General features: G+C 35.7%; 21 protein-coding genes. 12 read left to right on the top strand and 9 right to left on the bottom strand.

The genetic code is table 11. The features are described from left to right. The first annotated feature begins 10 nt into the window (after nt 1-10). From A8143_RS14200 to A8143_RS14175, 6 genes are all read left to right on the top strand, one after another. Nucleotides 11-2,413 (top strand): 3-hydroxyacyl-CoA dehydrogenase/enoyl-CoA hydratase family protein, encoded by a 2,403-nt coding sequence (locus A8143_RS14200; RefSeq protein WP_066759497.1) that lies wholly within the window; start codon nt 11-13, stop codon nt 2,411-2,413. A 76-nt stretch (nt 2,414-2,489) separates the two neighbouring features. After that, entirely contained in the window at nt 2,490-3,668 is a 1,179-nt protein-coding gene (locus A8143_RS14195) for a thiolase family protein (protein ID WP_066759490.1), read from the top strand. Nucleotides 3,669-3,670: 2 nt separating this feature from the next. Continuing rightward, nucleotides 3,671-4,132, top strand: a complete 462-nt coding sequence (locus A8143_RS14190) for a GNAT family N-acetyltransferase (RefSeq protein WP_066759487.1) — start codon at nt 3,671-3,673, stop codon at nt 4,130-4,132. After that, complete coding sequence (locus A8143_RS14185; protein ID WP_066759478.1) at nt 4,132-5,934, top strand: acyl-CoA dehydrogenase family protein; 1,803 nt, start codon at nt 4,132-4,134, stop codon at nt 5,932-5,934. Before A8143_RS14190 ends, A8143_RS14185 begins: the two co-directional genes overlap by 1 nt. Nucleotides 5,935-6,113: 179 nt before the next feature. Further along, entirely contained in the window at nt 6,114-6,668 is a 555-nt protein-coding gene (locus A8143_RS14180; protein ID WP_066759476.1) for a sigma-70 family RNA polymerase sigma factor, read from the top strand. After that, nucleotides 6,668-6,904: a hypothetical protein gene (locus A8143_RS14175; protein WP_066759474.1), complete on the top strand. Its 237-nt coding sequence runs from the start codon at nt 6,668-6,670 to the stop codon at nt 6,902-6,904. Before A8143_RS14180 ends, A8143_RS14175 begins: the two co-directional genes overlap by 1 nt. A gap of 23 nt (nt 6,905-6,927) precedes the next feature. Here A8143_RS14175 and purB read toward each other — a convergent pair whose 3' ends face one another. The 4 genes from purB to A8143_RS14160 all read right to left on the bottom strand — a co-directional run bounded on the left by purB (nt 6,928) and on the right by A8143_RS14160 (nt 10,350). Further along, the gene (gene purB, locus A8143_RS14170) at nt 6,928-8,277 is read right to left on the bottom strand and encodes an adenylosuccinate lyase (protein WP_066759472.1); all 1,350 of its coding nucleotides are present in this window, start codon (nt 8,275-8,277) and stop codon (nt 6,928-6,930) included. A gap of 189 nt (nt 8,278-8,466) precedes the next feature. Continuing rightward, nucleotides 8,467-8,595 carry a hypothetical protein gene (locus A8143_RS17335; RefSeq protein ID WP_262485624.1) on the bottom strand — a complete coding sequence of 43 codons (129 nt, stop codon included), beginning with the start codon at nt 8,593-8,595 and terminating at the stop codon, nt 8,467-8,469. Nucleotides 8,596-8,717: 122 nt separating this feature from the next. Then, nucleotides 8,718-9,683, bottom strand: a complete 966-nt coding sequence (locus A8143_RS14165) for an AAA family ATPase (RefSeq protein WP_066759470.1) — start codon at nt 9,681-9,683, stop codon at nt 8,718-8,720. 76 nt (nt 9,684-9,759) lie between these two features. Continuing rightward, nucleotides 9,760-10,350: a rhomboid family intramembrane serine protease gene (locus tag A8143_RS14160; protein WP_066759468.1), complete on the bottom strand. Its 591-nt coding sequence runs from the start codon at nt 10,348-10,350 to the stop codon at nt 9,760-9,762. Nucleotides 10,351-10,394: 44 nt separating this feature from the next. Here A8143_RS14160 and A8143_RS14155 point away from each other — a divergent pair, with 44 nt between their 5' ends. Next, nucleotides 10,395-11,210, top strand: coding sequence for a porin family protein (locus tag A8143_RS14155; RefSeq protein WP_066759466.1), 816 nt, complete (start codon nt 10,395-10,397; stop codon nt 11,208-11,210). Here A8143_RS14155 and A8143_RS14150 read toward each other — a convergent pair. The 4 genes from A8143_RS14150 to A8143_RS14135 are packed head-to-tail and all read right to left on the bottom strand — an operon-like array spanning nt 11,207 to nt 14,191. Further along, complete coding sequence (locus A8143_RS14150) at nt 11,207-12,667, bottom strand: NAD(P)H-hydrate dehydratase (RefSeq protein WP_083261403.1); 1,461 nt, start codon at nt 12,665-12,667, stop codon at nt 11,207-11,209. The genes A8143_RS14155 and A8143_RS14150 overlap by 4 nt on opposite strands. Beyond that, a complete protein-coding gene (gene coaE, locus A8143_RS14145; protein ID WP_066759464.1) occupies nt 12,664-13,251 on the bottom strand; it encodes a dephospho-CoA kinase in 588 nt (195 codons plus the stop codon). The genes A8143_RS14150 and coaE overlap by 4 nt, the downstream gene beginning before the upstream one ends. Before the next feature lie 3 nt (nt 13,252-13,254). Next, nucleotides 13,255-13,638 (bottom strand): DUF1987 domain-containing protein, encoded by a 384-nt coding sequence (locus tag A8143_RS14140; RefSeq protein WP_066759462.1) that lies wholly within the window; start codon nt 13,636-13,638, stop codon nt 13,255-13,257. A gap of 4 nt (nt 13,639-13,642) precedes the next feature. Further along, nucleotides 13,643-14,191, bottom strand: coding sequence for a SiaB family protein kinase (locus tag A8143_RS14135; protein WP_066759460.1), 549 nt, complete (start codon nt 14,189-14,191; stop codon nt 13,643-13,645). Nucleotides 14,192-14,397: 206 nt separating this feature from the next. On the opposite strand from A8143_RS14135, the gene A8143_RS14130 reads away from it, so the two are divergent. The 3 genes from A8143_RS14130 to A8143_RS14120 all read left to right on the top strand — a co-directional run bounded on the left by A8143_RS14130 (nt 14,398) and on the right by A8143_RS14120 (nt 16,654). Beyond that, on the top strand, nt 14,398-15,123 hold the full coding sequence (locus A8143_RS14130; RefSeq protein ID WP_066759458.1) for a class I SAM-dependent DNA methyltransferase: 726 nt from the start codon (nt 14,398-14,400) through the stop codon (nt 15,121-15,123). A gap of 1 nt (nt 15,124) precedes the next feature. Then, a complete protein-coding gene (locus tag A8143_RS14125; RefSeq protein ID WP_083261401.1) occupies nt 15,125-15,820 on the top strand; it encodes a ZIP family metal transporter in 696 nt (231 codons plus the stop codon). A gap of 75 nt (nt 15,821-15,895) precedes the next feature. Continuing rightward, entirely contained in the window at nt 15,896-16,654 is a 759-nt protein-coding gene (locus A8143_RS14120) for a hypothetical protein (protein WP_066759457.1), read from the top strand. A 20-nt stretch (nt 16,655-16,674) separates the two neighbouring features. Here A8143_RS14120 and A8143_RS14115 read toward each other — a convergent pair whose 3' ends face one another. After that, nucleotides 16,675-17,421 (bottom strand): hypothetical protein, encoded by a 747-nt coding sequence (locus A8143_RS14115; protein ID WP_066759455.1) that lies wholly within the window; start codon nt 17,419-17,421, stop codon nt 16,675-16,677. Nucleotides 17,422-17,558: 137 nt separating this feature from the next. Here A8143_RS14115 and A8143_RS14110 point away from each other — a divergent pair, with 137 nt between their 5' ends. Continuing rightward, a complete protein-coding gene (locus tag A8143_RS14110; RefSeq protein ID WP_066759453.1) occupies nt 17,559-18,209 on the top strand; it encodes a hypothetical protein in 651 nt (216 codons plus the stop codon). A gap of 101 nt (nt 18,210-18,310) precedes the next feature. Then, complete coding sequence (gene dnaE, locus A8143_RS14105; protein ID WP_066759451.1) at nt 18,311-22,681, top strand: DNA polymerase III subunit alpha; 4,371 nt, start codon at nt 18,311-18,313, stop codon at nt 22,679-22,681. Nucleotides 22,682-22,742: the final 61 nt, after the last annotated feature.

Genomic DNA, 22,742 nt, shown 5'->3' with positions numbered 1-22,742 from the left:
ATAAAGAAGAATGAACAGAAAAATTAATAAAGTAGCAGTATTAGGTTCAGGCGTAATGGGTTCAGCCATTGCCTGTCACATGGCAAATATAGGATGCGAGGTGCTTTTACTCGATATGGTTCCAAGAGAACTTGATGAAAAAGAACAGCAAAAGGGCCTAACCCTTCAAGATAAGGTGGTTAGAAATCGTTTGGTTAATAATTATTTATCAGCTTCGTTAAAGTCAAAACCATCTCCAATTTATCATCAGTCATTTGCAGATCGAATTTCTACCGGAAATTTTGATGATGACATGGAAAAAATAGCTGATTACGATTGGATAATTGAAGTGGTGGTTGAACGTCTTGATATCAAGCAAATAATCCTCGAAAAAGTTGATACATATCGAAAAAAGGGTACGTTGGTTTCTTCAAACACATCTGGAATTCCAATCCATTTGATGTTAGAAGGAAGATCGGAAGATTTCCAAAAACATTTTTGTGGAACACATTTCTTTAACCCTCCACGGTATTTGAGACTTCTTGAAATTATTCCTACTCCTAAAACAGATCCTAGCATAATTGAATTTTTCATGCATTATGGCGCTCGCTTTTTAGGTAAGAAAACGGTCTTGTGTAAAGATACACCAGCTTTCATTGCCAATAGAGTTGGGGTTTATTCTATTATGTCATTGTTTCATTTAGTTGAAGAACTTGATTTGTCAATTGATGAAGTAGACAAGTTGACAGGCCCTGTCCTAGGTCGTCCGAAGTCTGCCACTTTCAGAACCTGTGACGTAGTTGGTTTAGATACACTAGTTCATGTTGCGAATGGTGTTCGAGAGAATTGTCCAAATGACGAAGAAAATTCAGCCTTTAATTTGCCTGACTACATCACCAAAATGGTTGAGAATAAATGGTTAGGTTCCAAGTCTGGACAAGGGTTTTATAAAAAAGTGAAACAAGATGGCAAAAAAGAAATTTTGTCATTAAACTTGAAAACACTGGAGTATGAGTCAAAACAGAAAGTTAATTTCCCTGTTTTTGCTCAAACTAAACCAATTGAAGATTTAGCGAAAAGAACAAAAATATTATTTGCGGATAAAGGTAAAGCAGGGCAATTTTACAGAAAATCATTTGCTGGACTTTTCGCTTACGTATCGAATAGAATACCGGAAATTGCGGATGAATTATATAAGATTGATGATGCCTTGCGAGCAGGATTCGGCTGGGAACTTGGTCCATTTGAAACTTGGGACATTGTTGGAATTGAAAACTTTATTGAACTCTGTAAAGCCGAAGGTAAATCGGTAGCAGGATGGGTGCAAGAAATGTTGGATAATGGGCATCAGTCGTTCTATAAAGTTGAAAACGGTGTTCGTATGTTCTATGACATCCCAACTAAATCCTATAAAACTATTCCAGGAACAGAAGAATTAGTGATTCTTGAAAATTTAAGAGACACAAATACAGTTTGGGAGAATAACGATTGTCATTTAGTCGATTTAGGAGATGGTATTCTCAACCTCGAGTTTCATACTAAAATGAATACAATTGGAGGAGGCGTTTTACAAGGCATTAATAAGGGAATTGAATTGGCTGAAAATGAATATAAAGGTCTAGTCATATCGAATAATGGACAAAACTTTAGTGCAGGAGCAAATGTTGGACTTATTTTCATGATGGCAGTAGAGCAGGAGTATGATGAGTTAAATTTTGCCATCAAACAATTTCAAGATACAATGATGCGTATTCGTTACTCATCTTGTCCAGTAATTGTTGCTCCACATAATATGGCACTTGGTGGTGGATGTGAAATGTCTATGCATGCAGACAAAGTAGTGGCCCATTCTGAACTATATATGGGACTTGTTGAATTTGGTGTTGGCTTAATACCCGGAGGGGGAGGAACAAAAGAGTTTGCCAAACGGTTTTCAGATGAATTACAAGAAGGAGATGTCAGGATCAATCGCTTTAGAGATAAATTTTTAACGATAGGACAAGCTAAAGTGTCAACTTCAGCTTATGAAGCATTCGACCTTGGTTATTTGCGACCAGGTATTGATGAAGTGGTTGTTGATCGTGACTATCAATTGACTCGAGCAAAAGAAGCCTGTTTAGCACTTTTCAATGCAGGATATACTCAACCAGTTAAACCGAAAAACATCACAGTTCTTGGTCAAGAAGGACTTGGGATTGTATACGTAGGAGCTGATTCGATGGCGCATGGTAATTACATATCAGAACATGATCAGTTAATTTCAGAAAAGTTGGGTTATGTACTAGCTGGAGGAGATCTTTCAGATTTGACCAAAGTCGACGAGCAATACTTGTTAGACTTGGAGCGAAAAGCCTTTTTGGAATTGTGTACGAAGAAAAAAACACTTGAACGAATTCAAAGTATCGTAACGAGTGGCAAGGTGCTTCGAAATTGATTTTGTGCCGACAAAATTTCACTAATTCGAAAAATGAACGGATAAAAATTGAATAAAAGAATTAAACGAATAAAAAATGAGAACAGCATATATAGTAAAAGCCTATCGTACCGCAGTAGGTAAAGCGAATAAAGGAGGTTTTAGGTTTACTAGACCCGATGATATGGCCGCTGATGTTATTAAGCATATCTTAAATGAAGTTCCTGAATTAGATCATGAACTAATTGATGATGTTATTGTAGGAAATGCAATGCCGGAAGCAGAACAAGGATTAAATGTGGGAAGATTTATTTCTCTAATGGGATTAAACACAGAGAAAGTTCCGGGAATGACGGTTAATCGTTATTGTTCATCAGGAATAGAGACAATGGCAATCGCCAAATCTAAAATTGAAGCGGGAATTGCAGATGTTATTATTGCGGGAGGTACCGAGTCAATGTCTGCAATTGCAATGGGAGGATGGCGCGTTGTTCCAAACGCTAAGATATCAAAAGATCATGCAGATTGGTATTGGGGAATGGGGAATACGGCAGAAGAAGTGGCGAGAAAATATAAGGTTACGAGAGAAGATCAGGATCAATTTGCCTTCAATTCGCACATGAAAGCCTTGAAAGCTATTGAAGAAAAGAAATTTGAAAGTGAAATAGTTCCTATTCATGTTAACGAAGTTTATTTAGATGAAAAGGGAAAAAGAGCTGAAAGGACAAATATTATTAAAGTAGATGAAGGTCCGCGATTAGGAACAACACCTGAAGCTTTAGCAAGGTTAAGACCAGTATTCGCGGCAGACGGCTCAGTAACAGCGGGAAATGCTTCTCAAATGTCGGATGGGGCAGCATTTTGTTTAATGATGTCAGAAGAGATGGTGAAAAAATTAAATCTTGAACCAATTGCACGTCTTGTTTCTTATAAGGTGGTCGGGGTAGAACCTCGAATAATGGGAATAGGCCCTGTAAAAGCAATTCCTGGAGCAATTGAAATGGCGGGATTAAAAATGAGTGACATTGATCTTGTTGAGTTAAATGAAGCTTTTGCGTCTCAATCTCTTGCGGTGATTAAAGAAACGGGTCTTAATCCAGATATTGTTAACGTGAACGGCGGTGCAATTGCTTTAGGTCATCCATTGGGATGTACAGGCGCAAAATTATCCGTTCAAATAATTAATGAGTTAAAACGCCGAAATGGTAAGTATGGCGTGGTGACGATGTGTATTGGTACTGGTCAAGGTGCTGCAGGTGTAATCGAAATGCTCTAACGTTGAAAATAGAAGTAGATATAAGAAAAGCACAAGTGGATGAATTAAAAGCTCTTCGGTTTAAGGTGCTTTGGCCTCATCTTGAAAATGCTCAGGCTTGTGAAATAGAACCAGATGGAGATGATACAACATTTCATATGGCAGCATTCAGAAAAGGCCAAAATGTTGGAACAGCAACTTTTATTCTTCAAAAAAATGACAAATTCCCGACCAAATATCAATACCGATTGCGAGCAATGGCCACTGATCCATCAGTGAGAGGGCTGGGAGTTGGTGCACTTTTAGTGCAAAAAGGAATAGAAGAATTGAATCAGCGAAATGTAGATTTATTATGGTGTGACGCACGTTTGATAGCTACAGGGTTTTATGAAAAATTAGATTTTAAAATCAAAGGACAGGTATACACCGTTCCTAAAATTGGACCTCATAAATTAATGTATAAAGAATTAAAAAAAGGAATGTAATGGAAGATAAAAAGACAATAAAAGGTGGAGAATTTATCATTCGAGAAACAAATTTCGATGCCGTTTTTACCCCAGAAGATTATAATGAAGAGCAACGAATGATTGCACAAACTTGTTTGGATTTTATTCGCCAAGAAATTGATCCAAAAATTGAAGAGATTGATGCAATGGAGGAAGGGTTAATGCCGAGTTTAGTTGAAAAGGCCGGGGAGTTAGGCATGTTAGGTATGTCTGTACCTGCAGATTTAGGCGGAATGGGAGTTGATTTTCCAACTTCGATGCTGGCAACTGAATACCTGGGAAGAGGTAATTCTTTTTCTGTAGCTTATGGTGCCCATACAGGAATTGGTACGCTGCCAATTTTATATTACGGAACTGAAGAGCAAAAACAAAAGTTTATACCTAAGTTGGCAAGTGGTGAGTGGAAAGCTGCTTATTGTTTAACCGAACCCAGTTCAGGTTCTGATGCAAATTCAGGTAAAACAACAGCTAAATTGTCTGAAGACGGTAAAAATTATGTTATCAATGGCCAAAAAATGTGGATTACGAATGCAGGTTTTGCAGATGTTTTTACCGTATTCGCTAAAATTGGTGATGATGAGAATTTGACTGGTTTTATCGTCGAAGCTAACCGTGAAGGAATTTCCCTAAATCCAGAGGAGAAAAAAATGGGAATCAAAGGTTCTTCTACACGACAAGTGTTCTTTAACAATGTCTCAATTCCGGCAGAAAATCTCCTCGGAGAAAGAAATAAAGGGTTTAAAATTGCTTTGAATATTTTAAATATTGGGCGTATAAAATTAGCGGCTGGTGTTTTAGGGGGAGCGAAAGAGGTCGTTAATCACTCGGTTAGATATGCCAATGAAAGAGAACAATTTGGTCGACCGATTTCAAAATATGGTGCTATTCGACATAAAATTGGCGAACAGGCGATACAAACTTTTGTGTTAGAATCTGCAGTCTATCGTGCCGCGGCAAATATCGATGAAGCAATCCACAACCTTGTTGAAGGGGGAATGGATAAGCAAGATGCAACATTGAAAGGTATTGAAGAGTTTGCCGCGGAATGCGCAATGTTAAAGGTATTAGGTTCAGAAACCCTAGACTATTGCGTTGATGAAGGAGTTCAAATTCATGGAGGAATGGGATTCTCGGCTGAATCAGCAGTTGAACGTGCTTATCGTGATTCAAGAATAAATCGAATTTTTGAAGGAACCAATGAAATCAATCGTCTTTTAACAGTGGACATGATTTTGAAAAAGGCAATGAAAGGTCAATTGGACTTGATGGGGCCAGCACAAGCTGTTGCAAATGAGTTGATGAGTATTCCTGATTTTTCGGATCCTTCTTCAGAGTTGTTTGCGGAAGAAAAAGGTTATTTGAAGAATTTTAAAAAGACCTTATTGATGGTCGCAGGAACTGCCGCTCAGAAGTTAATGATGCAATTATCGAAAGAACAAGAAATTTTGATGAATATTGCTGATATTGCAAATGCTATTTATGCGTCTGAATCTGTGCTTTTAAGAGTGGAAAAAATGGTGAAATCAAGAGGAGAAGAAGCATGTGCGGAATACATTGCCATAGTTAAAACATACATTTTTGATGCGGCTGATCGAATTAACAAATCTGGGAAGGATGCATTAATGGCTTTTGTCGAAGCTGATGAATTAACCATGATGATGATGGGGCTTAAACGATTTACCAAAGTACAGCCATTCAATACAAAAAATGCACGACAATTAATAGCAACCAAATTAATAGATAAGGGAAGTTATTGTTTGTCCGATGCTGTGAATGGGTAATGATATTTCGAAATAATTTTAAAGAGGTTAATGTAATTAGCCTCTTTTTTTTTGAACAAAAACAGAATTTGATTGTTTTAAATCCAGGTTTTAATAAACTAATTACCGCAGTTTGGATTACAAGATTAGTGAATTTAAGAACATGTTAGAAAAAAGAAATATCACTAATTTTACACGGGATGAATAATGCAACCAATATAGATACATCCGAATGGGTAGATGATTATGCAGATATGCTTTGTAATTATGCCTACGCACGGGTTAACGACATGGACCTGTCGAAAGATCTTGTTCAAGATACCTTTGTTTCTGCTTTAAAAGGACTCGATAATTTTCAAGGAAAAAGTACTGTGAAAACATGGTTGTTCTCAATATTGAAACGAAAAATAATCGATCACTGGAGAAAACAAGAATCTCGTAAAACTAACCCGATGTCTTTTTTCACTACAGACGGAATTATTAAGGGTGAGTTTTTAAATAATTACCGACCAAAAGGTAAATTAGCAGAGATAGAAGTTGAAATTGAAAACAACGAATTGAGAGAAGCAATTGGCCATTGTATTAGTCTATTACCTTCAAAATACAAAGGAATTGTAGTTGATAAGTTGGTTGAAAATAAAGAAAGTGAAGAGGTTTGTAATGAACATGAAATTACAGCGTCAAACTTGTGGGTGATCATACATCGTGCTAAATTGCAACTCCGAGATTGCCTCGAGAAAAAATGGTTTGACTAGTGAATTGCGAGAAAATTACATACTATATTGAAAAAGGATATTTAACGGAGTTAAATTTATCAGAAAAAATGCAAATCCGTTTGCATCGTTTTATTTGTAAAGGATGTAGAAATTACGAGTCGGATTCAGCCACTCTGAACCAAATACTTGAGCTGCTTGATAAAGAAACCAATCAAAAACCTACCTTTACTTTAGAAGAAAAAGAGGAAATAAAAAAAGCGCTAAAAGCGCTTTAAAAATTTTGAAATCAAATTTAAAATTACTTGACCATGTTAATTCCGGTAAAGTTTCTAGGGTTGATTAATTTCAATTCTGATTTTACCTCTTCAGATACTTCTAATGAATCAATAAACTCACTAATACTTTTTGCCGAAATCACATCATTTGTGCGTGTTAAACCTTTTAAAGCTTCGTATGGTTTAGGATATCCTTCTCTTCTTAGAACAGTTTGAATTGCTTCTGCAACAACAGCCCAGTTATCTTCCAAATCTTCAGCAAGTTTTGCTTCATTCAATAAGAGTTTATTAATCCCTTTTAAAGTTGATTGAAGAGCGATTAAAGTATGTCCAATAGGAACACCAACATTTCTTAAAACAGTTGAATCTGTAAGGTCTCGTTGTAGTCGTGAAACTGGTAATTTCGCTGATAAATGCTCAAAAATGGCATTCGCCATACCAATGTTTCCTTCGGAGTTTTCAAAGTCAATAGGGTTCACTTTATGCGGCATAGCTGAAGAGCCTATTTCTCCTGCTTTTATTTTTTGCTTAAAATAATCCATTGATATATAAGTCCACATATCTCGATCCAAATCAAGAATAATGCTGTTGATTCTTTTCATTGCGTCAAAAAGAGCTGCAGCATTATCATAATGTTCAATTTGAGTTGTTGTTTGACTTCGATCAATGCGCAATGTGTTATTAACAAAATTATTGGCAAAATCAACCCAGTCAATTTTTGGATATGCTACAAAGTGAGCATTCATATTTCCAGTTGCTCCGCCAAATTTAGCTGAAAATGGAATGGCAAGAAGTTGTCTTTTTTGAACATCCAATCGCTCAACAAAAACATAGATTTCTTTACCTAAACGAGTAGGCGAAGCCGGCTGTCCATGTGTGCGAGCCAACATTGGAATTTCTTTCCATTCTTGACTTAGTTCATTTAAGGTATGGATCAGTTCGTCTAATAATGGAATGTATTCTTGATGCACAGCATCCCTTAACGACAAAGGTACAGCTGTATTGTTAATGTCCTGAGATGTTAAGCCGAAATGAATAAACTCTTCAAATTGACTTAAATCTAAATCACTTAAACGTTCTTTAATAAAATATTCGACAGCTTTAACATCGTGATTGGTAACCTTTTCAATGTCTTTGATTTTTTTTGCATCTTCAATCGAAAAATCGATGTAAATAGAACGTAAACTATCTTTTTGATCTTTTGGGAAATCAGCAAGCGCCTTGATGTCCATTTCGGTTAAAGCCAAAAAGTACTCAATTTCTACTTGTACACGGTATTTTATTAATGCGTATTCTGAAAAATAGTCCCCTAAATTTTCAACTTTGTTACGGTATCTTCCGTCAATTGGAGAAATAGCTGTTAAAGCATTCATGATTTCAATAAATTAATGAAGCGCAAAGATAGGTAAAACAAAAGTTCAGAACTAATTGTCGAATTAAAAAATTAGAATAATCTAAAATTATTGCACTGTTTTACGCGCCGTTAATTCTAACTTAATTTAGTTTATTGGATGAATAATTTCACCTTGTTTAAGCTTTATGAATTTAATTCAATTGGAAGGCTAAATGATTTTCGCAAAATGATATCCTAGTTTAAAATCTAAATAAAAATTGTTCAAAAGCGAATGGCCTATTGAGCTTCCTGAAGATCCTGGTGCAAAACCTGCTTCACCAATCCAAGATACTCCCATATTTTTATCAAGGTACTTGCTATAGTATTCATACCCCCAGCAATACCAGTTTTACGGTATGAAAGATTCGAATTTATTTCGTAATTAACAAAATCTTCAGCTTGGATATCAAGAATATTGAATTATTTCATTAATTCTTGAATTATTTTCTCCATCGTATAGCCTTCAGCCTCAGCACGGTAATTTCGAACAATTCTGTGACGTAAAATAGCGTAGGCAACAGCTTTCACATCTTCAATATCTGGAGAATATTTGCCATGAATTGCTGCGTGACATTTAGCTCCTATAATTAAATATTGGGATGCTCTTGGACCAGCTCCCCAATCTAAATATTGTTCGGTTAAAGGGTGTGTGTGGGGCGAGTTTTTACGTGTCTTAGCGACAAGCTTTACTGCATATTCATAAACAGATTCTGGAACAGGAATACGTCGAATTAGATTTTGAAAATAAACGATCTCTTCTCCAGAAAGTATAGGGCTTAAGTTCGTCTTTAAATCTGCTGTAGTGTTTTTTACAATGGCAATTTCTTCTTCATATGTGGGGTAATCCACCCAAATGTTGAACATGAAACGGTCAAGTTGCGCCTCAGGTAAAGGATAAGTACCTTCCTGCTCAATCGGGTTTTGAGTCGCTAAAACGAAGAATGGTTTGTCTAATTCGTATTTCGTTCCCGCCGCGGTAACCGTTTTCTCTTGCATTGCTTCTAATAAGGCCGCTTGAGTTTTAGGAGGGGTACGGTTTATTTCATCCGCCAAAACAATATTTGCAAAAATAGGACCTTTGATAAACTTGAAATTTCTATTCTCATCTAAAATTTCAGAACCAATGATATCCGAAGGCATTAAATCTGGCGTAAATTGAATTCGCTTAAAGGATAAACCAAGTGAATCTGATATAGTTTGAATTAATAGAGTTTTAGCTAATCCAGGTACACCGACTAATAAACTATGTCCGCGACTAAATATTGACATGATGACTTGATTTACCACATCATCTTGTCCAACAATTACTTTGTGAATTTCAGCTTTAAGTGCTTTGTATTTTATACTGAGTTGATCTATTCCGTCCTTGTCCGATAATTTCTCCATAGCTTTATTGAAAGTGATAAAAATAATAAATTCAAAACGTTAATCCGCTCGATTTTTCCATTATCTAATAAATTGTTTATTTAACCGCATTTAAAGGGTTAGATTTAGTATTTTTTTTGCTCTTTTTTTTATTCAAAAGAAATCCAAAAGCGGCACCAACAATTCCACCAACAATATGTGTTGTATGTGAAATATTGTCATCTGAAAACGTTCCCATTATTTCTTTACCTATATACACTAACACTATGAGGATAAAAGTTAAAGGGATTTCTCCGGATTTAAAGTTAACCAATGAGGTTAGTAAAATTAACATAAAAACAATTCCACTTGCTCCTAAAAGACCAACATTAAAGAAAAGTAAATGAAATAAAGAACAAATTAATGCCGTTGATAAAAGCATGAATAAGGTGTTTTTCCAACCATATTTTTCTTCTATCAAGGGTCCCAATAATAATATAAAAGCAAGATTAGACATTAAATGGTCGGTGCTAGCATGGCCTATTGCGTTTGAAAATAGTCTAAAGTACCATGTGAAATTGTCCAGATCCCAAACGGGCAAAAGCGTAAATAAACTGTTTGCTGGATGAGATTGGGGGTTGAATAAATAGACTATGGCACATAAAAAAGAAAAAGTTAATATTACGGGGGAATTGAAAGTAATTCGCATAAAAGATTAAAATTAATTAATTGTCATTCCTTATTTTTGCATGTATGAAAATCAAATATAAACGAAAAGAAACGCATTTCAAGTATTTATTATTAGGCGTATTATTTTTTAGTGGACTGTCAGTGACTGCTCAAATTTCAGGTGGAGAGGTAAAGCCTAAAAAAGAAAAAAAAGAAAAGAAAAAAGAGGTGAAAGCTAAGGAGGACGAATATCAACGAACATTGCCTCCTTTTGATTATGAAAACTTAACGGGGTCTACTTACTATATCAGCGTTTTAGGGCAATATTCATACAGAGATTTTCAAGATAATTCAGTTTATAGTTTTCATGCGAAAAAATTAGACGAAAAGTCTTGGTATGCTCCAGGTATAACATTAGGAACCGTAATGGACCTAGGAGGTAATTTTGGTCTTGAAGCTGGATTATCGTTTTTCGGCCATGGGGAACAATATTTTTATGAAGACCCAAATTCGGACTCTACTTATTTTTATTCCAATATGTATGTTCAAGCTGGAATTCCTTTAAAACTAAGATATACTTATGGTCAAGATTTTCAGGTTTTTGGTTTCGCAGGTATAATGCCATTGAATATATTAAATATACGAAATAGAACGGATTTCCGAACAGCAGAGGGAGTTGAAACGGAAGAAGTATTTCAGAAAATTAAACAAGGTTTTAACCCTTTTAATATTATGGTTAGTGGAGGACTTGGGTTGAATTATTACGTGAAATATTTTGGGTTGACGTTAAATGTAGAGTACAGGAGACATTTGGGAAATACCTACAGCGGAGATACATTCAAACGAGTGCATCATATGTATGGAATCGGCGTAAATTTAGGCTTAACTTATCGAATTTAAAGTTGATTTAGTGCAGCTGGAATTTGTTCAATAATATCTGAGGCAAGTATACCAATACTTCCACTATTTCTAACGGCGATGTCTCCAGCTAGTCCATGTGCGTATACGCCAACAAGTGTAGCTTCTTTAGGTGCATAGCCTTTTGCCAGTAAGCCGCCTATCATACCTGAAAGAACATCGCCCATTCCAGCTGAAGCCATACTGCTATTACCTGTAGAATTGATGAATAAACTTCCATCAGGACATGCAAGTTTTGAATAGGCCCCTTTTTGAAGTAGGAAAATTCGATGTTTTTTAGCGAAAGCCACCTGTTGTTCTAACCTTTTTTCAGGACTGTTAGAAGGACCAATTAGTCTTTCTAGTTCTTTTAAATGTGGTGTGAGGATAGAATTGGAGGGGATTTGGCTTAAAAGGTTTGGAGAACGAGCAATTAAATTGATCGCATCAGCATCAATGATGAGCGGAATGTTTTTTTTGAATACCGTTTGAATGATATGTTCGGCGGTTTTACTTGTGCCCAAACCAGGTCCTATTGCGATAGCGTTGGTTTTCGGATGCAATTCGTCGATTGTATCACCACAATAAATTAATTCGGGTAAATGAGTGATAAGGGGAGTAAAGCTCGATATACTGCTAATGGCTCCCACATAACCTGCACCAACTCTAAAGCCAGCTTTTGTGGCTAATATAGCTGCGCCGGCCATTTTTTCAAAGCCACCAATAACAGTTAAAAAGCCTTTATGCCCTTTATGAGCGAATTGCGATAAAGGAGGAGGGGAGTAGGGACATTGATTGATAAAGTAAGCTAGCGGATTTCTTGAAAATGAATCAAGAAGCTGAATGTCGACCGTCAAAACCTTTCCAAAATACCGCTCATATTCTGCGTAGAAGAACGGCATTTTCATGGTTTGAATAGTTACCGTGTATTTTGCTTCAATGCAGTTTGACAGAGGATTATCATGATTATTATCAGCGTATAAACCGCTTGGGATATCAATTGAGAAAATAGGCAGGTTGAGTTGATTAATAGCTGATATTAGTGCGCCTACCTTCCCCAGTACTGGTCGATTTAAACCGGTGCCAAAAATAGCATCGATGATGATTCCTTCTTTAATACTTAAATGGTCTGCGGAATCAAGATGAACCGTTGGGATATGTGATGGAAGACGGCGATAGTTCGTTTTAAAATCAGTAGACGAATTTTCGCTATCTCCAATAATATAAACCAGGGTTTTAACGCCGTGAAGTTCCAATAAGCGAGCTATTGCTAGGCCATCTCCGCCATTGTTTCCAACCCCGCAAAAAACATGGGCAGTAGAAAATGAAATGTTGCCGATAATTTTTTTACAACATCCAATAGCGGCTTTTTCCATTAAATCAATGGAGGAAATAGAACTGTTTTCAATAGTATAATGATCCCATGAACGCAAATCTTGGGCAGAATAAATCGGTATCATACCGTTAATTTATCAATAATTGCGATAATCTGCGGAGTTAATAAGGATTTATCATCGTTTAAAATAACATAGTCTGCTATTTGTTCTTTTTTTTGGTCGGACCACTGTTTGTCCATTCTTTTTTCTATTTCTTTCTCAGTTGAGTTGTCGCGATTGAGTACACGTTTAATTCTTAAATCTTTTGGAGCTTTGACTAAAATTGTGGCGTCAAAGTTTTTATAAGAACCAGTTTCAAATATTATAGCAGCTTCGTTAAAAATTAACGATTTATTTGATCGCTCGTAAAATTGATGAAAGGAATGTTGTACGGCAGGATGAATGATTTGATTTAGTTGTTCGAGTAACCCTTTGTCATTAAAAACCTGTTGCGCTATGAACGGACGATTAAGGCTATGACTCAGGTATGCTTCATGGCCAAACAATTCGATAATTTGTTTTTTTATTTCCGGATGAGTATCCGTTAGCTTTTTTGCAACACTATCCGAATAGAAGACAGGGTAGCCTAAATTTTCGATGATACTACAAACAAAGGACTTACCGGCACCAATTCCACCGGTAATTCCAATTTTTTTCTTTGTTTTCAAGACTTAAATTTCTTCGACTTCGATCATTTTGAACGGTAAGTCAATGATGGCTTGATAATCTTCGCCTGCCTCGGCCATATCTTCATCATCCTCTTCAAAATACCAGTTTACTTTTACCATCGTGTTCTTTTGATTTAGTTTTTCAAGTTGCTTGAATAAATCAAGAATACACTTTGAAGAAGAAGTGTTGAAGTACTCTAATTTCACATCAACAGTTGTTTCTGATTGTGGATTTCCAGCATAAGAATCAATCCAATCATTGAGGGGTTTGTAGAATTCAATCGAGTTTTCCGGAATTGATCTTCCTTTCAATTCTAATGTTCCTTTAGCTGAATCAAACTTTACTGTAGGCGTTTTTGCCGATCCTTCCAAATTTAAATTTTCCATATTTTTAGTCTTCTATTTTAACCGATAGGCTAAAAAAGGTTAGGTTATCATTTATTGGTGAAAAAGAGTAAACTAAATCTTTACCAGATTTTCGCGCGATATCAATCATGCCTAAACCTGCCGTGCCTTTTTCTGACATGGTCCCTTCATTTAAAACTTGTTTATAATACTCTTTTAACTCATCCTTTGTCATTCCATTTATTAAGTCGAGTTTATCCTTAACAGTTGGAACATCATTTGGGTTCATATAATTTCCAGTCGTAATCGTATAACCCGTATCCGATTTAGAAATCATAAATAAAGCATTCATCTCATTTTTACTGGCTTCTGTATCATCTTTCCGCTCATCAATATGATGATATAAATTTTGTAAACATTCCACCAATACATTAAAAACTTTTTTACGAATACGGGGACTTTCTTCAAAGCCATCCATCTTTGTTTCCATTATCTGTAAGATGGTAGTTAAAAGCTCAGAGGTCATCATCCCTTTAAAAGATAATATGACATCTCTTTCTTCTAATTGTTTATATATTTCGTATATCGTACTCACAAGTTTTTGCCTGATAGCAACAAATATATAAAATTAATGGCCTTATAATTCGGTTTGTGGTTAAAATTTGTCATCCTTTAATTTTAATTCAGAATTGTGAATTTCATCGTTTTAGGGGGGTAATTTGCAGTTTGAATTTTTCCCTTTTCATTTCTGTTTTGTAAACCAATAAAACTGTTGTATTTTTGCATAAAAATTAGGAATTCATGAGAGAATGGTTTGAATCATGGTTTGATACTTCTTATTACCATATTCTTTATCAAAATAGAGATTATTCTGAGGCAGAGTTATTTATAAAAAACCTGTTTAATTATCTTGATTTAGCTAAAGATGGTCGGGTATTAGACTTGGCATGTGGTAAAGGACGTCACTCAATATTCGTGAATTCCCTTGGATTCAATACAATGGGAGTTGATTTGTCCAGAGAAAGTATTGAGGAGGCAAAAAAAAATGAAAATTCTGGATTGAAGTTTGAAGTCCATGATATGCGAGACCCTATTGAGGGAGAATCGTTTGACTTGGTATTAAATCTTTTTACCAGCTTTGGTTATTTTGAGAGTACAGATGAAAACCAAAAAGTACTTAATGCGGTTTCAACATATTTGAACCCAAACGGTAAGCTTGTTATAGATTTTTTAAACCCTGATTTTATACGAAATAATATTGTTGAGGCTGAACAAAAGGAAATAGACGGGATAAAATTCAAGATTAGTAAGTCAATACAGGATGAAAAAATCATTAAAAATATTTCTTTTGAAGATAAAGGAAAGCAATTCGACTATCAAGAAAAGGTTCAGCTAATTGACAAAAAAGAGTTCGAACGATTATTAACCAATGCAAATTTTGAGATTGAAAATGTTTTTGGAGATTATCAACTATCGCCATTTACAAAGAATTCTGAACGCTTAATTATTGTTGCAAAGAAAAAGTAGGATGAGTATATTTATGCAAACGCTGCTTTTTATGTTGGCAGTAATGTTCGGTGGTGTTCTGGTGTTAATCATCAAGCAAAAAACGAATTTAAAGTTTTTATTGTCGTTCAGTGGAGGTTTTTTGCTAACAATAATTTTCACACATATTTTACCTGAGGCTTATAAAGAGATTGAGACTACAGGTTTTTTTATTCTGTTAGGATTTTTTTTACAATTGGTTTTAGAGTATTTTTCAAAAGGAGCCGAACATGGACATACGCATACGAATGGATCGGCCATTAAAGTTCATTTTCCTTTGGCGGTTTTTATAAGCCTTAGTATTCATGCTTTTGTGGAAGCAATTCCAATTAACCATGCCTCACATCATGCACATGGACTGTATTGGGGGGTATTTGTGCACAAAATTCCTGTTGCTGTAGCTCTAAAAATTATCCTTGATGCTTCAGGTGTTTCAAAACGAATGTCATGGACATACCTCGCTTTATTTGGCATTATGGCTCCATTAGGTTTGTTTTTTGGAGATTGGCTAGTGCATAATTTTGAGATAAGTTTCGGTTGGTTGTTGGCAACGGCTATCGGAATGTTTTTCCATGTGGCAACGACAATCATTTTTGAGTCCTCAGAAGGTCATAAAATTAATTTATATAAGCTCTTAGCAATTCTTGCGGGATTTGGAATTGGTATTTGGATTGGTTAGAAAACAACCATTTCTTAACATATTTTAAGAGTTCGTGATTTTCGATTTTTGTATTTTACCGCCAAATTTAAATTTATGAAAAAAATAGTATTAGCCGTGGCGGCTGTAGGATTGCTAATGGCAACTCCTTCGTGTAAAAAAGGTGAAAATGACCCGTTTTTAAGTTTAAAATCAAGAAAATCGAGACTGGCAGGAGAGTATACAATGGCTTCGTGGTATATGAATTCAGATACTGAATACACAAATTCTTCGGAGAAAATGACTTTAGACATTAATGATGGAAGTGGATCAAGAACGATAATTTATGATTCTGACAGTGGAGATCCGACTACTACGGTTGCTGCAGTTACCGTTAATAGCGAGGAATTTGTGGTGGAGAAAGATGGAACATGGTCTAGAAAAATGGTGATTACCTATAAATATACGCGTGATGGCGATGGTTTTTTTGTAGATGACAGAGATTATGTAGACGTTGTGACGAGTGAAGAAACTGGGACATGGAGTTTCTTAGGTGGACAGTCAGAGGATTATAAGAATAAAGAACGGGTATTATTAAGTGTGACTAAATCTGATGTAGCGGTTGAGCAAGAAATTACAATTAATTATACGGATGGAACATCGGGAACTGTAAACGAAAGCTCTACAGATAACGAGGAATTTGCAGAAGGGGTAAATTCAATTATTTACACAATTGATATGCTGAAGAGTAAAGAAATGGTGTTTAAACAAGATCTGAATGAAGGTTATGACTATGAGGAAGTAACTGACGACGTCGTGTATGAAGGGTCTATGACAAAAGTAGGAGAAACAGAAATTAAGTTCGTTCAGGAATAATTAATTTTGTTAAAAAAAGATCAAGTCGTCTCAATTTGAGGCGACTTTTTTTTTGAGTTATAATACAGATAACTCGTAATTATGGTCAATATATGAGGTAAGAACACAATTGAAATAAAATATACAATGATGAGGTCATGCTTCTGTGGATAATAAATTCCTAAATTAACAAGTAATCCAATTACAATACATGACAACCAATTTTTCTTGCCAAACTTCCAACTTTCTTTTCGGTTAACATCATCCAATTCTAAAGAAAAATCAAAAAAAGAAAATCCTATAAAAAAAGAGACATTTAAAAGACTGGCTAGTTCGTAAAATTGGTCTCCCAAAACAAATGAAAATGCCCATAAAAAGAGTGAGATTAGGCATTGCATAAAAAAGGCAAATAACAAAATTACAACCATTCTTTTTAACGACTTTAAGAAAATAATTATGGAAAAGTCAGTCGGAATGTCCGTAATCTCTTCTTTCGTTTGTTCGGCAAAATAAGAGTTGATTGGGGAGAGCGCAACAAGAATGAAAAATTCAAGAATCATAAATCCTAAAAATGAAACGAACAGTTTCGATTTAGAAATGATCCAACCAATGCCCCACCAATCTTCCATAAAACTGAGAGATCGACCAAGATTTAAACCTCCGTTAAATAACAAGAAAAATAGAGACCCAATTAATATTGAAGGAATAAAATACTTCCATAAATTTCGCTTTAAAATCAGGCGAATTGCAAAGGAAAATCCTGCTGTAAAATCTTTTATAATAGACATACAATTAAATTTGATAAAATAACCAACACTTTTCAGTTGTTTACCGTTATTAAAGGTAAGAAAGTTTACGAAGAGTACCTCAATTATTCTTTGTAAGAGGCCCTTTAAACCCGTTAATTTATAAAAATGTAGAATTGATGACGAAATGGATATTCGTTGCAATGTGGATAGTATTTGCATTGACAGCCTGTGTAGAAGAAGATGACGTGTGTAGAGTATGTGGGAATTATGAGTTGATTAACCTCTCCAAATCACATTTAGTAATTAATGAAAATGACGGAGTATCTGAGCGTAAAACATTAACGGTGGATGGTAATATTGTCGATGAATTTTCCTCCAAATGGTTGTGGAATGAGCAAAAACCCGATTCATCTTGGTGTTTGCATGATATTAAAACAAAAGGATTGAAAGCGGGTAAATTTGAGTTGAACAATGATAAAACTTGGGAGTGGAAGGTTGTCATAGCAGCAGAAAAAAGACAAAATGAATTGAGTTATACAGAAGTTGGAACTTGGAAATATTTGAATAATGATCATATAATTCTAACTCAAGACTTTTCTACGTTAAACAATAGGGAGGAGCGAGCATCAGACAGTGAAACTATTAGTCAATCATTTAAACTTGAAAAAGATGTGATGGATAATACATTGGTATTGAAATCAATTCATGAAAAAGACTCAAATACCAATTTAAAAGAAACAACTCCTTTTAGCCTTGTTCATGGAGATATTATCTTGACAGTAAAAATGGAAGAAAACCACAATGTTGCGGCTAATATTCTTCAATAAAATTAGAGGACAATTGATTCGAAATGTTGAAAACTTCATGTGGAATTGAGGGAAAATTACATTAATTTAGAGGGTTCAAATAAATAGAATTTTCTAGCCTCATGTACATCATTTTTGATACCGAAACCACGGGATTACCCAAGAATTGGAATGCACCATACACGGATACCGATAATTGGCCGCGTTGTATTCAAATTGCATGGCAACTGCATGATGAATATGGAAATTTAATAGAACACAAAGATTATCTCGTAAAGCCTGATGGATTTAACATTCCTTATGATGCCGAAAGAATTCATGGGATTTCCACAGAACTTGCCGAGCAAGATGGTGTTCCACTAAATCAGGTATTAGAAGAATTTAACGAGGCATTAAGCAAAGCCAAGTTCGTCGTTGGTCAAAATGTTGGCTTTGATAATAACGTTATGGGATGCGAATTCCATAGACAAGGTGTCAATACAGCATTAAATGATATGCCGGTATTAGACACCTGTACGGAAAAAACGGCAGAACTTTGTCAAATCCCAGGAGGTAGGGGAGGTAAATTTAAATTACCAACCTTAACAGAATTGCATGAGTTTTTATTTGGTGAGCCTTTTAATGAGGCGCACAATGCAACAGCTGATGTTGAAGCCACTACTCGGTGCTTTTTTGAATTAATTCGAACAGGGAATTATACGGGAGAGGAGCTTGAAGCAAGCGATACCTATTTACGTGATTTTATAGAAAAGAACCGTCAGCCTTTTCAACCTGTAGGCCTTAGTCATGTTAATCTTCAGGAAGCGAGTGCTAAAATAAAAGCAACGCTTGAAGAAGATGCTCCTGATTCAGCGGATATTGATATCGCAAAAAATACAAAACGATTAAAAGAAGTTCGTTTTTCACATTTGCACAACCATTCTCAATTTTCTATCCTGCAATCTACGATAACAATTGCAGATTTAGTTAAAAAAGCGGTTGAAAATGAAAGTCCCGCAGTAGCCTTAACAGATACCGGGAATATGATGGCCGCTTTTCACTTTGTAAGAGAAGTGCTCAATCACAATAAAAAAATAGCTTCAGAAGCAACAGCGGCAGCAGAAAAGGGCGAAGAATATCATGGAAAACCAATTACGCCAATTGTAGGATGTGAGTTTAATGTATGCGCAGACCACAAAGATAAATCGAACAAGGATAACGGTTCACGACTCGTTTTGATGGCAAAAAATCAAAAGGGGTACCATAACCTTGCTAAACTGTCATCCGCTGCTTTTACAGATGGGTTTTATTATGTTCCACGTATTGATCATACGTTAATTGAAACTTACAAAGAAGACCTCATTTGTTTAACGGGTAATGTTTATGGAGAAATTCCAAGTTTAATTTTAAATGTTGGTGAAAATCAGGCGGAAGAAAAATTGCTTTGGTATAAAGAACAATTTGGAGATGATCTGTACATTGAGATCAATCGGCATGGAACGGAGGAGGAGAATCGTGTTAACGATACATTAATTTCCTTCCATAAAAAACATAATATAAAAATAGTTGCAACCAACGATACCTATTATATCGAAAAATCGGATGCTGCTGCGCACGATGTATTATTATGTGTAAAAGATGGTGAACTTCGCTCAACTCCGAAGGGTAAAGGAAGAGGATTTAGATATGGTCTAGAGAATGAAGAGTATTACTTCAAGTCCGACCAAGAAATGAAAAAACTTTTCATTGATTTACCAGAGGCAATTGAAAATACCCAAGAAATTGCTGAAAAATGCGAAGCATTTGATTTGGCCCGAGATATTCTACTTCCAGCTTTTGATATTCCAGCTGAATTTAGAGATGATAAAGACCTTGATGATGGAGGCAAAAGAGGAGAGAACAATTATTTGAGGCACTTGACTTATGTCGGTGCAAAAGAACGGTATGGGGAAATTACACCTGAGATTACTGAACGATTAGATTTTGAGTTAGAAACTATTGAAAATACAGGTTATCCTGGTTATTTTTTGATTGTGCAAGATTTTATTGCCGCGGCCAGAGATATGGGAGTTTCAGTTGGTCCAGGACGTGGTTCAGCAGCAGGTTCGGTAGTCGCGTATTGCTTGAAGATTACAAATATAGATCCAATGGAGTACGATTTGCTATTTGAGCGTTTCTTGAATCCAGAAAGGGTCTCAATGCCAGATATTGACATTGATTTTGATGATGAGGGTAGACAACGAGTAATTGATTGGGTAATTGATAAGTATGGAGCAAGTCAAGTTGCCCAGATTATTACTTACGGAACCATGGCCGCGAAATCTTCAATTAGAGATGCTTCAAGGGTATTGGATTTACCGTTACATGAAGCAGATCGATTGGCAAAACTTGTTCCTGATATCAAACTGAACAAAATCTTTGGTCTTGACGATGTTGCTTTAGCAGATAAGCTAGGAAATAATCAAGATGATATTACCAGAGCGAATGAATTGAAAGATGTCTCGAAACGGAACGATATTCATGGTGAAGTGGTACGAATGGCGGTGAAGCTTGAAGGGTCGATGCGAAATACTGGAATTCATGCTTGTGGCGTAATAATAACGCCTGATGATATTACAAAGTTTGTTCCGGTAGCACTCGCCAAAGATTCGGATATGTACTGCACCCAATTCGATAACTCTGTAGCGGAAGATGCAGGCTTATTGAAAATGGATTTTTTAGGGTTAAAAACACTAACCTTGATCAAAGATGCCGTAAAAATTGTAAAAGATCGACATAATATTGATTTGGATCCTGATAATTTTCCAATCGATGATGTAAAAACCTATGAGCTTTTCCAACGTGGTGAGACGGTTGGTATTTTCCAATACGAATCGCCAGGAATGCAAAAGTATTTGCGCGAATTAAAACCTACTGTTTTTGCCGATTTAATAGCCATGAATGCGCTATACAGACCTGGGCCTTTAGAGTATATCCCTTCTTTTATTCGTCGGAAACATGGTACCGAGGAAATTGTGTATGATATAGAGGCGACAAAAGAATATCTTGAAGAAACCTATGGTATTACTGTTTATCAAGAGCAAGTAATGCTACTCTCTCAAAGTTTGGCAGGGTTTACAAAAGGTGAGGCCGATACATTGCGTAAAGCCATGGGTAAAAAGAAGTTTGATCTCTTGGCAAAAATGAAACCTCAATTCATTGAACAAGGTCACCAACGTGGGCATGATAAACAGAAATTAGAAAAAATTTGGGTCGATTGGGAAGCTTTTGCTGCTTATGCATTTAACAAATCTCACTCTACTTGCTATGCATGGATTGCTTATCAAACGGCTTATCTTAAAGCGCATTACCCTGCTGAATATATGGCTTCTGTGTTGAGTAATAACATGAATGATATCAAATCGGTTTCGTTCTTTATGGAGGAGTGTAAAAGAAGTGGTATAAAAGTTCTTGGTCCAGACGTGAATGAGTCTCAGTATAAGTTCACGGTAAATGCCGAAGGAGCTATTCGCTTTGGACTCGGTGCTGTAAAAGGAGTAGGGTCTAAGCCTGTTAGTGCTATTCTACAAGAAAGAGAAGAAAATGGTTGGTTTACTTCTGTATTTGATATGACATCAAGAGTGAGCATGCGTGCTTGTAATAAAAGAGTTTTTGAAAGTCTTGTTCTGGCTGGAGGATTTGATTCTTTTAAACAAGTTCATCGCGCTCAGTTTTTTACAGAGGATAGCAATGGGCGGTTGTTTTTAGAAAATGTCATGAAATATGGAGCCCGTGTACAGGAGAACAGGGATTCGTCTCAGGTTTCGTTGTTCGGAGGTGGAGAAAGTGAGGTTGTGGCTGAACCCCAACCCCCTAGGGCTGATGTTTGGCCAACTTTGACAAAATTAAGTAAAGAAAAGGAGGTCGTTGGTATTTATATTTCAGGTCATCCGCTTGACGACTATAAATTGGAAATTGATAGTTTTTGTAAAGGAACAGTAGCTGATATCACTAAACTTGAAGAAAATGCAAATCAAGAGTTAAGGATAGCTGGAATTATAACAGATGCTCAACATCGAACTACAAAACATGGAAAGCCATTTGGCACATTTGATATTGAAGATTACGGTGATAGCAATCGAATATTTGTTTTTGGAGAAGATTATTTTAGATTTAAACACTTGCTAGCTGTTGGTACATTTGTATTCATCACTGGGCGAATTCAACCAAGAAAATTTGGAGATGGTTTTGAATTCAAATTATCCGGTATGGATTTGTTGACCGAACTACGAGAGAAAAGAGCAAAAACAATATTATTGGAAGTAGAATCAAGTGATATTACAGATCGGGTGATTGATGAGCTTTACGAATTGGTGACAGACCATTCCGGAAACTGCCAATTAAAGTTTGTTGTTAATGATCATAAAACGGGGTCAAAAATAAAAATGCCTTCCAAAACAATGAAAGTGAACGTCGACAATGACTTTATTCATAAAATAAATGCTTTAGAAGTTTTTGAGTACGTTTTAGAATAAATATTCTCTGTAAATATTGGTGATAATCTTGTAGTTTTTAGTTGTTTCACGAAAAAAATAA

It is taken from the genome of Crocinitomix algicola, assembly GCF_001661595.2.
In the GTDB taxonomy this organism is placed as follows: Bacteria; Bacteroidota; Bacteroidia; order Flavobacteriales_D; family Crocinitomicaceae; genus Crocinitomix; species Crocinitomix algicola.
Note: the sequence above shows the minus strand (reverse complement) of the source record. Positions and strands in the feature narration are given on the sequence as shown.

Coding starts and splice junctions, on each gene's coding strand:
- A8143_RS14200 (WP_066759497.1), top strand. CDS start 11: ATGAACAGAAAAATTAATAAAGTAGCAGTATTAGGTTCAGGCGTAATG.
- A8143_RS14195 (WP_066759490.1), top strand. CDS start 2,490: ATGAGAACAGCATATATAGTAAAAGCCTATCGTACCGCAGTAGGTAAA.
- A8143_RS14185 (WP_066759478.1), top strand. CDS start 4,132: ATGGAAGATAAAAAGACAATAAAAGGTGGAGAATTTATCATTCGAGAA.
- A8143_RS14180 (WP_066759476.1), top strand. CDS start 6,114: ATGAATAATGCAACCAATATAGATACATCCGAATGGGTAGATGATTAT.
- purB (WP_066759472.1), bottom strand. CDS start 8,277: ATGAATGCTTTAACAGCTATTTCTCCAATTGACGGAAGATACCGTAAC.
- A8143_RS17335 (WP_262485624.1), bottom strand. CDS start 8,595: ATGGGAGTATCTTGGATTGGTGAAGCAGGTTTTGCACCAGGATCTTCA.
- A8143_RS14165 (WP_066759470.1), bottom strand. CDS start 9,683: ATGGAGAAATTATCGGACAAGGACGGAATAGATCAACTCAGTATAAAA.
- A8143_RS14160 (WP_066759468.1), bottom strand. CDS start 10,350: ATGCGAATTACTTTCAATTCCCCCGTAATATTAACTTTTTCTTTTTTA.
- A8143_RS14155 (WP_066759466.1), top strand. CDS start 10,395: ATGAAAATCAAATATAAACGAAAAGAAACGCATTTCAAGTATTTATTA.
- A8143_RS14150 (WP_083261403.1), bottom strand. CDS start 12,667: ATGATACCGATTTATTCTGCCCAAGATTTGCGTTCATGGGATCATTAT.
- A8143_RS14140 (WP_066759462.1), bottom strand. CDS start 13,638: ATGGAAAATTTAAATTTGGAAGGATCGGCAAAAACGCCTACAGTAAAG.
- A8143_RS14130 (WP_066759458.1), top strand. CDS start 14,398: ATGAGAGAATGGTTTGAATCATGGTTTGATACTTCTTATTACCATATT.
- A8143_RS14125 (WP_083261401.1), top strand. CDS start 15,125: ATGAGTATATTTATGCAAACGCTGCTTTTTATGTTGGCAGTAATGTTC.
- A8143_RS14120 (WP_066759457.1), top strand. CDS start 15,896: ATGAAAAAAATAGTATTAGCCGTGGCGGCTGTAGGATTGCTAATGGCA.
- A8143_RS14115 (WP_066759455.1), bottom strand. CDS start 17,421: ATGTCTATTATAAAAGATTTTACAGCAGGATTTTCCTTTGCAATTCGC.
- A8143_RS14110 (WP_066759453.1), top strand. CDS start 17,559: ATGACGAAATGGATATTCGTTGCAATGTGGATAGTATTTGCATTGACA.
- dnaE (WP_066759451.1), top strand. CDS start 18,311: ATGTACATCATTTTTGATACCGAAACCACGGGATTACCCAAGAATTGG.